This is a genomic window from Millionella massiliensis, from assembly GCF_900104655.1.
Classification (GTDB): Bacteria; Bacteroidota; Bacteroidia; order Bacteroidales; family Rikenellaceae; genus Rikenella; species Rikenella massiliensis.
Genome location: NZ_FNWD01000002.1, coordinates 24,532 through 38,512, shown reverse-complemented (window position 1 = coordinate 38,512; position 13,981 = coordinate 24,532). Strand labels below are relative to the sequence as shown.

General features: G+C 59.0%; 10 protein-coding genes. 8 read left to right on the top strand and 2 right to left on the bottom strand.

Annotated elements, in window-relative coordinates:
- Positions 1 to 170: 170 nt before the first annotated feature.
- On the bottom strand, positions 171 to 1,415 hold the full coding sequence (locus BQ5379_RS00170; RefSeq protein WP_071133568.1) for an ABC transporter permease: 1,245 nt from the start codon (positions 1,413 to 1,415) through the stop codon (positions 171 to 173).
- A 68-nt stretch (positions 1,416 to 1,483) separates the two neighbouring features.
- Between BQ5379_RS00170 and glmM the strand changes: the two genes are divergently transcribed.
- The 6 genes from glmM to BQ5379_RS00140 all read left to right on the top strand — a co-directional run bounded on the left by glmM (position 1,484) and on the right by BQ5379_RS00140 (position 8,223).
- The gene (gene glmM / locus BQ5379_RS00165) at positions 1,484 to 2,872 is read left to right on the top strand and encodes a phosphoglucosamine mutase (RefSeq protein ID WP_071133567.1); all 1,389 of its coding nucleotides are present in this window, start codon (positions 1,484 to 1,486) and stop codon (positions 2,870 to 2,872) included.
- Between the two features lie 424 nt (positions 2,873 to 3,296).
- Positions 3,297 to 3,962: a redox-sensing transcriptional repressor Rex gene (locus BQ5379_RS00160; protein ID WP_071133566.1), complete on the top strand. Its 666-nt coding sequence runs from the start codon at positions 3,297 to 3,299 to the stop codon at positions 3,960 to 3,962.
- Positions 3,963 to 3,976: 14 nt separating this feature from the next.
- Positions 3,977 to 4,684 (top strand): FAD synthetase family protein, encoded by a 708-nt coding sequence (locus tag BQ5379_RS00155; protein ID WP_071133565.1) that lies wholly within the window; start codon positions 3,977 to 3,979, stop codon positions 4,682 to 4,684.
- Between the two features lie 86 nt (positions 4,685 to 4,770).
- Positions 4,771 to 5,580 (top strand): glucosamine-6-phosphate deaminase, encoded by an 810-nt coding sequence (nagB, locus tag BQ5379_RS00150; RefSeq protein WP_071133564.1) that lies wholly within the window; start codon positions 4,771 to 4,773, stop codon positions 5,578 to 5,580.
- A gap of 304 nt (positions 5,581 to 5,884) precedes the next feature.
- Positions 5,885 to 6,346, top strand: a complete 462-nt coding sequence (locus BQ5379_RS00145; protein ID WP_071135467.1) for a type I restriction enzyme HsdR N-terminal domain-containing protein — start codon at positions 5,885 to 5,887, stop codon at positions 6,344 to 6,346.
- Positions 6,347 to 6,351: 5 nt separating this feature from the next.
- Positions 6,352 to 8,223, top strand: a complete 1,872-nt coding sequence (locus BQ5379_RS00140; protein WP_071133563.1) for an ABC-F family ATP-binding cassette domain-containing protein — start codon at positions 6,352 to 6,354, stop codon at positions 8,221 to 8,223.
- A gap of 1,371 nt (positions 8,224 to 9,594) precedes the next feature.
- Here BQ5379_RS00140 and BQ5379_RS00125 read toward each other — a convergent pair.
- Entirely contained in the window at positions 9,595 to 11,265 is a 1,671-nt protein-coding gene (locus BQ5379_RS00125) for a formate--tetrahydrofolate ligase (protein ID WP_071133560.1), read from the bottom strand.
- A gap of 103 nt (positions 11,266 to 11,368) precedes the next feature.
- Between BQ5379_RS00125 and BQ5379_RS00120 the strand changes: the two genes are divergently transcribed.
- Positions 11,369 to 12,514, top strand: a complete 1,146-nt coding sequence (locus tag BQ5379_RS00120) for a glycosyltransferase (RefSeq protein ID WP_071133559.1) — start codon at positions 11,369 to 11,371, stop codon at positions 12,512 to 12,514.
- A 25-nt stretch (positions 12,515 to 12,539) separates the two neighbouring features.
- The gene (locus BQ5379_RS00115; RefSeq protein ID WP_071133558.1) at positions 12,540 to 13,835 is read left to right on the top strand and encodes a S28 family serine protease; all 1,296 of its coding nucleotides are present in this window, start codon (positions 12,540 to 12,542) and stop codon (positions 13,833 to 13,835) included.
- Positions 13,836 to 13,981 lie beyond the last annotated feature (146 nt).

Below are 13,981 nucleotides of genomic sequence, written 5' to 3'. Positions count from 1 at the left end.
CGCATCCCGACGGTTGATAATCAAGCCTTTTCAGACAAAGAACCCGAATAGACAAGGGCCACTACAGCCCCATCTATTCGGGTCTCCTTTTATAACAGAGTCCAGCGAGCGGCATCGGGGACGAACGGCTGCGATTCCGGCACGTCTTTGCCCCTCACTACCGGATTTCCCTACTCATAGCGCAACGCTTCGACCGGATCGAGCGACGCCGCCTTGCGAGCCGGCAGGTAACCCGAGCCGACCCCCACGACCAGACAGAGCGCCACGCCGATCAGTATCCACATCCACGGCACCACGAAGACACCCCCGGTCAGCACCGACACCAGGTTGCCGCACAAGATTCCCAGCACGATACCGCAGATTCCCCCCAACTGGCTGATGATGATCGACTCGAAGAGGAACTGCTGCCGGATGGTGCGCGGTTTGGCGCCGAGGGCCATTCGGGTACCGATTTCACGCGTGCGCTCGCTGACCGACACCAGCATGATATTCATCAGCCCGACCGCCGCCCCGAGCAGCGTGATCAGCCCGACGAGCAGCGCCATGAGCGTCACCGTCGCGAGGTTTTCGGCCAGCATCGCCGCCAGCGAGTCGCTCCGTTCGACGGCAAAATCAGACTCGTCTGCGGCCGACAGCCTCCGGATCACGCGGAACAACCCTTCGGCCTCACCGGCCGCCACATCCAGCAGCCGCGGATCGTCCGGAATCACCGAGATTACCATGCTCACCCTCACCGACTGGAAGACCGCCCGCGCCGTAGTGACCGGAACAATCAGCCGCAGGTCGTCGTTGCGCCCCATGCCCATGCCGCTCCCCTTCGGAGCCAACACACCCACCACCTCAAACCGTCCGCCCGCAATATTGACCGACTTGCCGAGCGGCGATTCGCCCGTGGGAAAGAGCACGTCGGCCACACCACTCCCGATCACCACCACGCGTGCCGCCCCTTCCGCTTCGCGCCGCGAAAAGTTACGCCCCTGGGCGATCTCCAGGCTGCTGTTGCGCAACCCGTTTTCATCCATCGCCCCCAGCCACAGGTTGGGGTTGCTCTTCTCGGACTGGTACTTGGCCGTCACACTGCTACTGATGCTCATCGTCAGGGCAACCGATGCCGGAATCGAAAAACGTTCGCGGAACTCGACCGCCTGGTCGTACGTAATGAAGTTATCGTTGCGGCTGCGCCCCCAATCCATACCAAAGAGTCGCTGCCGCTGGATCGAGAAGCCCCCCGCACCCAGCGAGGTGAAGGATTCGGTCAGGCTCACCTTGATCGACTCGATGGCCGTGACGATCCCCACCAGCGACATGATTCCGATCGCGATGATGGCCATCGTCAATATCGAACGCAGCCGGTTGCCCTGTATCGAAGCGAACGACAGACGAATATTTTCCTGAAAAAAAGTATCGATTTTCATCGCAAACGAGGATAAAACTCCGGCTAATTTAGTAACTTGCCGGCTAATTCAAAAATGTAGCAACAACCATGACCCTGATCAAATCCATTTCAGGCATTCGAGGGACTATCGGCGGCACGCCCGGCGATGCCCTCACCCCGATCGATCTGGTGAAGTTCACCGCATCGTACAGCCAGTGGCTCAAAGAGACCACCCCGGTCGAAGGCCGTAAACTGCGCGTAGTGGTCGGCCGCGACGCGCGTCTGTCGGGCCAGATGGTAGCCGACATCGTGGAAGGCACCCTGATGGCCAGCGGCGTGGACGTGATCGCCATCGGACTGGCCACCACCCCGACCACCGAGATGGCCGTCACGGGACACAACGCCGATGGCGGTATCATCCTCACCGCCAGCCATAACCCCAAACAGTGGAACGCCCTGAAACTGCTCAACCGCCACGGCGAATTCCTCAACGCCGCCGAAGGCAAACGCGTGCTGGAAATCGCCGACACCGACGCCTATACCTTCCCCGAAATCGACGGTATCGGCAGCGTCATCATCCGCGAATCCTATGACCAGCAGCATATCGACGCCGTACTGGCCCTCCCGCTGGTCGATGTCGAAGCCGTTCGCAAAGCCAAATTCAAAGTCGTCGTCGACGCCGTCAACTCCGTGGGCGGTGTCGTGATGCCGGCCCTGCTCAAAGCCCTCGGCGTCGAAGTCGTCGAACTGAACTGCACCCCCAACGGTCACTTCGCCCACAACCCCGAACCCATCCCCGAACACCTGACCGAAATCTCGGCCCGGGTGCCCGCCGAAAAGGCCGACCTGGGTATCGTTGTCGACCCCGACGTCGACCGTCTGGCCCTGATCAACGAAGACGGCTCGATGTTCGGCGAAGAATACACGCTGGTAGCCGTTGCCGACTACGTCCTCTCGCAGACCCCCGGCAACACCGTATCGAACCTCAGCTCCTCGCGCGCCCTGGCCGACATCACCGCCAAACACGGCGGCTCGTACTCGGCAGCAGCCGTAGGCGAAGTCAACGTAGTGGCCAAAATGCGCGAAACCGGCGCCATCATCGGCGGCGAAGGCAACGGCGGTGTCATCTACCCCGCCCTGCACAGCGGCCGCGACGCACTGGTGGGTGTCGCCCTGCTGCTGACCTACCTGGCCAAAACCGGCAAAACGCTCTCGCAGCTCAAAGCCACCTATCCGGCCTACTACATCTCGAAAAACCGGATCGACCTGGTACCCGGCACCGACGTGGACGGCATTCTGGCCAAGATGAAAGCCAAATACGCATCGGAAAAAGTGAACGACATCGACGGCGTGAAGATCGACTTCCCCACCGAATGGGTCCACCTGCGCAAATCGAACACCGAACCGATCATCCGCATCTACGCCGAAAGCAAAGACAAGGCAGCCGCCGAAGCCCTTGCCAACCGCATCATTGCAGACATCAAGAGCCTGCTCTAAATTCTAAAGCCTCTTCATCGGTCGCCATCGCGACCGTCCCAGCCGCCTCGCCCTACCCGGACGAGGCGTTTTTTCGTACACACCTCCTCCACTCTGCGATTCATCCTCTGACGCGGATATTCACCTTCTGCAGGGAACAGATACACCCCGGCCACCCCTTTCCACTCCCACCGCAAGCCCGATTGCCTGACGGCAAATACAACAAGTCTGCAGCCACATCACCGCTCACCTACGTTCACTCAACCCCGCGAGAAGCAGACGTTTCGGCCCCAGAGCTGTGCGACGGAGCATTTCCGGCCCCATGCCGTCCACCCCGTCCATCCACAAAAAAGTACCGTACAGCGTCCGGAAAAAAGTATTATATTTGCCTACTGTTAATCGACTCACAACAACCCTAACCGACCGTACACACCCCATCGGCCCCATGACTACCGAAGCCGCACACACAGCCGCCAAAAGACTCCCCGAACGAACCATCGAACGCCTGAGCGAATACCGGCGTATGTTGCTCGAATGCCTGAAACAGGGACGTACCCACATCTACTCCCACGAGCTGGCCTCGATGCACGGCATCACCGCCGTACAGGTCCGACGCGACCTGATGCTGATCGGCTTCAGCAGCGACACCAAAAAAGGCTACGACGTCGAAGTGCTGATCGAATTCATCGGCACGATACTCGACAGTCCCGACGGGCTGAATGTCGGCATCATCGGGATGGGTAACCTGGCGCAGGCCGTCACCCACTACTTCAACGGCAAACGCTCGCGTCTGCAGATCACCGCCGCCTTCGACATCGACCCCGCCAAAGTGGGCCACACCGTCGCCGGCGTCCCCTGCTACCACATGGACACCTTCGTCGAGACCGCCGTACGACACAACATCCGCGTCATTATCCTGACCTCGCCGTCGTCCGTGGCCGCCTCGATGGTCGACCCCATCACCCGCGCCGGCATCCGCGGCGTACTGAACTTCACCTCCACGCCCCTCAACTTCCCGGACGACATATACGTCGAAGACTACGACATCATCACCCTGCTCGAAAAAGTAGCTTACTTCGCCAAAAGTTCCGACACCTCGTCGAACCGCTAATCCCCCAGAGCGCCATGCAGGTACACTACGGATTCGACACCCTCCCCCCGCTGCGACGAACCGCCGTAGCCGTCGGCTCATTCGACGGCGTGCACCGCGGCCACCGGCTGCTCATCGACCGGCTCAACCACATTGCCCACACCGACCTGGCCCCCGACGGACAATCCGTCGTGGTCACCTTCGACCCCCATCCCCGGTTCGTGCTCAAGGGGGAAAACCGTCTGCTCAGCACCCTGCCCGAAAAACTCGAGCTGCTCAGCGAAACCGGAGTCGATCACGTGATTGTCGTACACTTCACCCTGGAATTCAGCCGTATCGACAGCGAAACCTTCACGCAGAAATATCTGATCGAGCGACTCCACGCCGAAACCGTCCTCTCCGGCGAGGGACACCATTTCGGCCACAACCGGTCCGGCTCGGCCGCCCAGCTCGAACAGGACGGCATCCACACCGCCAACCTCGGCCGATACGAAAACATCAGCTCCACCGCCATCCGTGCCGCCATCGAAGCCGGCGACATGGAGACAGCCGGCCACATGCTCGGAGGCCCCTACCTGATCCGTACCGACACGCCGCACGACCCGACGAAACTGCTTCCCCCGGCCGGCGAATACCGCGTCCAGGTGCCCAGCGCACCCCAATCCGAAGAGCGCATGTGGATCGACAGCTCGCTGTTCGCCACTCCCGCCCGCTACCCCCGCATCCGCATACTTGGAAAATAGTCCCACTTGGCCTATATTTGTACGGATACGGCAGATGCCCCGAACATCCGCCGACAGCCGTTGCAACAACTTATAAACCAACAGATATGCGACTGATCATCGAACCCGATTACGCCCACATCTCGCGCTGGGCAGCCAACTACATCGCTCACAAAATCAACACTTTCGGTCCGACCGCCGAAAAACCCTTCGTGCTCGGTCTGCCGACCGGTTCGACCCCGCTGGGCACCTATAAAGAGCTCATCGCCCTCAACAAAGCCGGCAAAGTATCGTTCGCCAACGTGGTGACCTTCAACATGGACGAATACTGCGGCATCGCGCAGAACCACCCGCAGAGCTACTACACCTTCATGTGGACCAACTTCTTCAACCACGTGGACATCAAACCCGAGAACGTCAATATCCTGAACGGCAACGCAGCCGACCCCGCAGCCGAATGCGCAGCCTACGAAGCGAAGATCCAGGCACTGGGCGGCATCCAGCTCTTCATGGGCGGCATCGGCCCCGACGGCCACATCGCCTTCAACGAACCGGCCTCGTCGCTCACTTCGCGCACCCGCATGAAGACCCTGACGCTCGACACCATCATCGCCAACTCGCGCTTCTTCGACAACGACATCAACCAGGTTCCGAAGACCGCGCTGACCGTCGGCGTCGGCACCATCATGGACGCCAAAGAGGTGCTCATCCTGGTCAACGGCCACGGCAAGGCACGCGCCCTGCGCCACGGCGTCGAAGAGGGTGTGAACCACATGTGGACCATCAGCGCCCTCCAGCAGCACCCCCACGGTATCATCGTCTGCGACGAAGACGCCACCGCGGAACTGAAAGTCGGCACCTATAAATACTTCAAAGACATCGAAGGCAAAAACCTCGATCCCGACACCCAGTTGTAACCCCTTGCGGACCGTCTGTCCATTCCGTTTCCCCGACCGACGCGCATCCGGAACTTTTCGAAAGAACATGTTTAAGCTATTTCGAAAAGACTCAGCCACACGGAAGCCCAACGAAAGCTGATCCGAAGACTCGGTTTTTAGAGTCCCGTTGGCTCACAGTTGCTTGAAGGTGTCGGCAAAACTGCCCGTACACCGAACGGGTTTCATACGACGGAACGAAGGTGCCGATCCGATCCCCCTCTACGGAGGGCCGAAACCATGGGAGGTTTCGGCCCTCCGCTTTTTTTGTATTTTTGTGTCCGAGATGGCCGCAAGCGACAAATATCCGCCCCTGAACCTGCCCCCCGCGGCGCTACGCACCCGACACACCGGGAACAAACCCGAGGTGTGGGACCCGCTGCGTCGCAAATGGCTGGTACTTACACCCGAAGAGTGGGTCCGCCAACACTTTATCCGGCTGCTGACCGACAGTTACGGCGTCGACCCCTACCGCATCGTTCAGGAACAGGCCCTCTCGATCGACGGTTTCACCTACCGGGCCGACATCGTCGTCTACTCCCGGCAGGCCGAACCACGCCTCGTGGTCGAATGCAAAGCCGCCACGGTGGCCATCACCCAGGAGGTCTTCGACCAGGTGGCCCACTACAACATCCGCCTCGGGGTACCCTACCTGGTGGTGACCAACGGTCTCCGCCACTACTGCTGCGAGATCGACCACACGGCCCGCAGCTACCGATTCATCAACGAAATACCGCAACACCTCTAACCGCCATGTCGATCCACATGCAGGTCACCTCGCTCACCAAATCGTTCGGAGCGCGGACCCTATTCGAGAACATCTCCTTCAGCATCAGCGAAGGCCAACGCGTCGGACTGATCGCCGCCAACGGAACCGGCAAAACCACCCTGCTCAACATCATAGCCGGACGGATGGACTACGACAGCGGCGAGGTGGTCTTCCGCCGCGACCTGACCCTCGGCTACCTGGAACAGGATCCCCGTTTCCCAGCCGGACTGACCGTGCTCGAAGCCTGCTTCCACGGCCAGAACGAGATGGTGCAGACCATCGCCCGCTACGAACAGGCCATGGCCCGCAACGACGCCGCACAACTGAACGAACTGCTGACCCGCATGGAGGCGCTCGGCGCCTGGGATTTCGAACAGCGTGCCAAAGAGATTCTTACGCGCCTCGAAATCAAGGACCTCGACCAAAAAATCGAGACCCTGTCGGGCGGCCAGCTCAAACGGGTCGCCCTGGCCGCAGCGCTGATCGTGGAACCCGACCTGCTGATCCTCGACGAACCGACCAACCACCTCGACATGGAGATGACCGAGTGGCTGGAAGAGTACCTCGCCGGGCGACGCATGAGTCTGCTGATGGTGACCCACGACCGCTACTTCCTCGACCGGGTCTGCAACGAGATTCTCGAAATCGACAATCGACAGATTTACAGCTACAAAGGCAATTACAGCTACTACCTCGAAAAACGACAGGAACGTCTCGACGCCGCCGACGCATCGGTCGCCCGCATGAAGAACCTCTACCGCCGGGAGCTGGAGTGGATACGTCGCACCCCTTCGGCACGGTCGGGCAAGGCGAAATACCGGATCGACGCCTTTCAGGAGATCAAGGAGAAGGCCCACGTTCGCCGCAGCGAAGAGACCGTGCAGCTCGATGTGCGACAAACCTATATCGGCAAAAAGATTTTCGAGGTGTCGCACCTCTGCAAACGCTTCGGCGACCGGGTGATTCTCAACGATTTCAGCTACCTCTTCTCGCGTTACGAAAAGATGGGTATCGTGGGGAACAACGGTACGGGGAAATCGACCTTCATCAAGATGCTACTGGGGCTGGAACCGGTGGACAGCGGCACGATCGACATCGGCGAAACGGTGCGGTTCGGCTACTACAGCCAGCAGGGGCTGGAGTTCGATCCGCAGGCCCGCGTGATTGACATCATCACGGCCATCTCGGAAAACATCACCCTGAGCGACGGCAAACAGATCAGCGCGTCGCAACTGCTCACGCGGTTTCTGTTCTCGCCCCAGGCCCAGTACGACTACGTGGCCAAGCTGAGCGGGGGCGAGCGGCGCCGGCTCTACCTGTGTACGATTCTGATGGGCAATCCGAACTTTCTGGTGCTGGACGAGCCCACCAACGACCTCGATATTCAGACGCTCAATGTTCTGGAGGAGTACCTTTCCGTCTTCTCGGGATGCCTGATCGTGGTATCTCACGACCGCTATTTTATGGATAAGGTGGCCGATCACCTGCTGGTATTCAACGGGAACGGCAACATCAAGGATTTCCCGGGCAGCTACACCGCCTATCGGGTCTGGCGCAAGGAGCAGGAGACAAAACAGTCGCAGGCTGCCATAAAACCCACGCCCTCGATCCCGCCCAAGACAGAAAAGCCCAAAGAGCGCGTCAAAGGGAAGCTGTCATTCAACGAGAAGCGGGAATTTGAAGCCCTTGAGGCTGAGATTCCGAAGCTGGAAGCCGAAAAAGCGACGCTGGAGGCCGAGATGAGCAGCGGGACGCTATCGACAGAGGATTTGATAGCCAAGTCAGAACGCATCGCGACACTGATCGAGGAAATCGATGCTAAGTCAATGCGCTGGTTGGAGCTATCCGAACTGTAGGAGATTGATGGTTGGGTACAAAGCCTCACACTTATAACAGCCCGTATTACATAAATTTTCGGCAAGACATTTATTTGAGGTAATACCCCTCTGACGGAGTGCCCGCGACGAAGCAGGGATGAGTTTGCATCGACTGCCGATAAACATCAACTTACGACACAGCATCTGTTCGAGGTAATACCATTCTGACGGGGTGCCCGAAGGCACCGCCCGCCCGGCGTGAGGGCAGTTCCGTACTGTCCGCGATGAACGGCATTGTATTTAGATTGCCCGCGAATGCGATAAAGAGATAAACGAATGATTCGCCCAATAGCGCGAATCGTTCGTTTATCTTTGAGCGGGCTTTATTTCGTGCGAACAAAACCGTTCTCCGACTGCCCTGCGCGGGCGGCGTCCGCGTGCTCGCGGCGGAGCAAGCGATACTGCGTATCGCTTATGTCGGTAAAAACCTCTCTGACGGTGTGGCCGAAGGCACCGCCCGCCCGGCGTGAGGGCGGTTCCGGACTGTCCGCGATGAACGGCATTGTATTTAGATTGCCCGCGAACGCGATAAAAAGAGAAAACGAATGATTCGCCCAGCGGCGCGAATCGTTCGTTTATCTTTGAGCGGGCTTTATTCTCAGATAGAACCATTCTCCGACTGCCCTGCGCGGGCGGCGTCCGCGTGCTCGCGGCGGAGCAGGCGATACTGCGTATCGCTTATGTCATTAAAAACCACTCTGACGGGGTGCCCGAAGGCACCGCCCGCCCGGCGTGAGGGCAGTTCCGGACTGTCCGCGATGAACGGCATTGTATTTAGATTGCCCGCGAACGCGATAAAAAGAGAAAACGAATGATTCGCCCAGCGGCGCGAATCGTTCGTTTATCTTTGAGCGGGCTTTATTCTCAGATAGAACCATTCTCCGACTGCCCTACGCGGGCGGCGTCCGCGTGCTCGCGGCGGAGCAGGCGATACTGCGTATCGCTTATGTCATTAAAAACCACTCTGACGGGGTGCCCGAAGGCACCGCCCGCCCGGCGTGAGGGCAGTTCCGGACTGTCCGCGATGAACGGCATTGTATTTAGATTGCCCGCGAACGCGATAAAGAGATAAACGAATGATTCGCCCAGCGGCGCGAATCGTTCGTTTATCTTTGAGCGGGCTTTATTCTCAGATAGAACCATTCTCCGACTGCCCTGCGCGGGCGGCGGCCGCGTGCTCGCGGCGGAGCGGGCGATACTGCGTATCGCTTGTGTCATTAGAAACCACTCTGACGAGGTCCCCAAAGCCATCACACGTACAGTAAGCACCGAACCGCTCCCTCCCTCACAACCAACAGAGGGGCGTACCGCAACCGGCACGCCCCTCTGTTTTTCACGCTTACCCCAGACTTAGAACAGGCCCGAGATATTTCCCTCATCATCAATATCGATATGTTCGGCTGCAGGATCTTCCGGCAAACCGGGCATACGCATAATCTCACCCGTAATCGGGATCAGGAAACCAGCCCCGGCCGCAATCTCAATATCACGCACCGTGATCACAAAATCCTTGGGGCGTCCCAACAGCGCCGGATTGTCCGACAACGATTTTTGCGTCTTGGCCATACAAATAGCCAAACCGTCCAGACCCAAATCGGCAATCCGTTTCAAGGCGCTTTTCGCTTTGGGCGTATAGTCTACGGCCTCGGCGCCATAGATACCCTTCGCAATGGTCTCGATTTTCTTCATCACCGGCTCGTCCAACGGATACAACGGCTGGAAATCCGAGCAGCAACGATCGGCAGCCTCGACCACCATGGCAGCCAGCTCCTCGGTACCGGCACCGCCCTGCCCCCACACGTCGGCAATCGCACACGGCACCCCGCGCTGAGCACAATAGTCACGGATGAACTGCAACTCTTCGTCGCTGTCCGTCACAAACTTATTGATGGCCACCACCGGTGAGAGGTGGAACAGACCGATATTTTCGATATGCTTCTGCAGGTTGACGATACCACGCTCCAGCGCCTCGACACTCGGCGTTTTCAACTCCTTGAGCGGTTGTCCGCCATGGTATTTGAGCGCCCGCACCGTAGCCACCAGCACTACCACATTGGGCGACAGGCCGGCAGCCCGACATTTAATATCGAGGAATTTTTCAGCACCCAGGTCAAAGCCGAAACCGGCCTCGGTCACCGTGTAATCCGTCAGCGAAAGCGACATTTGGGTAGCCAGCACCGTATTGGTACCCTGAGCGATATTGGCAAACGGGCCACCGTGAATCAGCGCCGGCGTTCCCTCGATCGTCTGCACCAGGTTGGGTTTGATGGCATCCTTCAGCAACGTAGCCATCGCCCCTTCGGCGTTCAGGTCGCGGGCGTAGATCGGTTTTTTGTCATAGGTAAAGCCGACGAAGATGTTGCCGAGACGCCGTTTCAAATCGGACATGCTCGTCGCCAGGCACAAAATGGCCATCACCTCCGAAGCCGCCGTAATATCGAAACCCGTTTCGCGCGGCACACCCGATCCGGTACCGCCGAGCCCCGCCACCACGTGCCGCAGCGAGCGGTCGTTCATGTCCATCACCCGTTTCCAGGAGATGGTCCGAGGATCGAGCCCCAACGAACGGGTTTTGCTCTGGATGTTATTGTCGATCAGTGCCGCCAACAGGTTGTGCGCCTTTTCGATTGCCGAGAAGTCGCCCGTAAAATGAAGATTGATATCCTCCATGGGCAGCACTTGCGACATGCCGCCTCCGGTAGCACCCCCCTTCAAGCCGAAGACCGGCCCGAGCGAAGGTTCGCGCAGCACCACGCAAGAACGTTTGCCGATACGGTTAAGCGCCTGTGTCAGGCCGATCGAGACGGTCGTTTTGCCTTCGCCGGCGGGCGTGGGCGAGATGGCCGAGACGAGTATCAATTTCGCATTGGGATTTTTCGAGCGGTCGATGTACGACAGCGGAACTTTGGCCTTGTATTTTCCGTACAGTTCCAGGTCTTCGGGATTGATGCCCAGTTGTTGTGCCACCTCGGTGACCGGTTTCATCTGTACCGAGCGTGCGATTTCGATATCGGTTTTCATGGTCAGGTATGGTTTGAAATTCGAAGTTTCTGTATTTCTAGAATCAAATATAATACCTTTTTTCGTACATTAGTGGAATAAAACAGAAACAACGAAGACCCGCATGAAGATTCGGATACTCGGCCCGGCACATCCCTACCGGGGCGGCATCGCCAAATTCAACGAAGTATTGGCCGCCTCGTTCGGCAGCGAAGGACACGACGTGAAGATTATCAACTTCACGCTGCAATATCCGTCGTTTCTCTTTCCCGGGCGTACCCAGTACACCCGCATGGCCGCTCCCGAAGGAATCGCCATCGAGCGACGCATCAACTCCGTCAACCCGTTGAACTGGCCCGGCGTGGGACGAGAAATCGCCCGCGAGCAACCCGATCTGGTCATTCCCCGCTTCTGGATGCCCTTCATGGGGCCGTCGCTGGGAACCGTCGCCCGCACCATCCGCCACCGCTCGCCCGCCACACGCGTCATTGCCCTAGCCGATAACATCGTCCCCCACGAACAGCGTCCCGGCGACCGCGCACTGACCGCCTATTTCCTGCGTCAGACCGACGCCGTGGTCTACATGTCCGACGAAGTGGGACGCGACCTCGATACCTTTGCCTACAAAGGGCTTCGCGCCATGGCCCACCATCCGATATACGACACCTACGGCCAACCCGTTCCGAAAGCGGAAGCCTGTCGGGCACTCGGTCTCGACCCCGCTATCGACTACGTGCTCTTTTTCGGTTTCATCCGAGACTACAAAGGGCTCGATCTGCTGCTCGAAGCGTGGGCCCAACTCAAAGCACAAGGCAAAACCGCCGGCCGCAAACTGCTCATCGGCGGTGAATACTACGGTAATCAGGAGAAATACGACCGGCTGATCGAGACATTGGGGATAGCCTCCGACCTGATCATCCACGACCGTTATATCGACGAAAGCGAAGTGCGCAACTATTTCGGCGCTGCCGACCTCGTGGTGCAGCCCTACCGTAGCGCAACCCAAAGCGGCGTGACCCAGGTGGCCTACCACTTCGGCGTACCGATGATCGTCACCCGCGTGGGCGGTCTGCCCGAAATCGTGCCCGACGGACGTGTCGGTTACGTGGTCGACGTCACCCCCGAAGCCATTGCCCGGGCCATCGACACCTTCTACACCGAGCATAAGGCCGACGAATTCCGCAGCCAGATCGCCGTCGAGAAACAACGCTTCAGTTGGAAAGCACTCACCGGCACCTTCCTGAGACTCTACGACCAAATCCAACGATAAACCAGTAATTCCGCACCAAAATCATATGAGACAACTGAGAATCACCCTCTCCCTGCTCGTCCTGCTCGTGACAGGGATCGCCGTGGCCGGCGCCACCGAACTGTACGACAAACTGATCGCCCTCAAAGGCGTCGTATCGGTCGAAGAGCTCGACCCCGGCGTCTTCGAAGAACGCTACGCCGTGATGTTCGACCAACCTCTCGACCATAAAAATCCCTCGAAAGGGCGCTTCGAACAGCGTTTTGTCGTCGCCCACGCCGGTTTCGACCGCCCCACGGTGATCGTGACCGAAGGATACGGCGGAGCCCGCGCCCTCGGGCCCCGGTACCGCGAAGAGCTCTCCTCGCGGCTGAACAGCAACCAGATTTTCGTCGAGCACCGCTACTTCGGCGAATCGACCCCCAAGCCTCGTAACTGGGAATACATGACCGCCGAAAATGCCGCCGCCGACCTGCACGCCATCCGTCAGGCCCTCGACGCCATCTACCCCGCGAAGTGGATCGGCACCGGTATCAGCAAAGGCGGCGAAAACTCGCTCATCTACCGCATGTTCTACCCCGGGGATGTGGATGTGACCGTGGCCTACGTAGGCCCGATCTGCTTCGGTGTCGAAGACGGCCGCCACGAACCCTTCCTCGAACAGGTCGGCACCCCCGAAGAGCGTGCCGCCATCCGCGAATTCCAGACCGAAGTGCTCAAACGCCGCAAGGAACTCGTCCCGATGTTCGACGAATACTGCAAATCCAAAGGATACAAATTCCGCACGAACATCGACGAAATTTTCGACCTCACCGTGCTGGAATACTCCTTCTCGATCTGGCAGTGGGGCACCGCCGTGAGCGTGATTCCCGACAGCGACTCGCCCCATCAGGAGCTGCTCGACCACCTGATCGCCACCGTATCGCCCGACTACTTCGCCATCAACGACGAACCCTCGTTCTTCGTCCAGGCCCAGCGCGAACTCGGCTACTACGGCTACGACACCACCCCCTTCGAAGGGCTGCTTTCGATCAAGAACGCCAAAGGCTACCTGCCCCGCATTCTGCTGCCCGACGACGCCCGTCGGATCCGTTTCAGCGACGGCCTCTCACGCAAAATCGTCGCCTTCTACAAGGCCAACGACCCCAAAGTGATCTGCATCTACGGCGAAAACGACCCGTGGAGCGCCGCGATGCTCGATCCCGCCGTCTTCGAAGGCAAACAGAACATGAAACTGATCGTCGAACCCGGCGGCAGCCACCGTGCCCGCATCAGCACCCAGAGCGAAGAGGTGCAAAACCAGATCTGGAAAACCCTTGAAGGCTGGATCTACGGCATTTAACCGCCTCACATAACACCCGAAAGGGTCCTGCGGACCCAACACCCCATAACTCAAACCGGTTTCGGTCTCCGGTCACCGGGGAAAAGTCGGCCAAAGACACCGGGCAGAAAGAGAAGAACTTCCGGCCCGGCCGAACTATCCCAGCA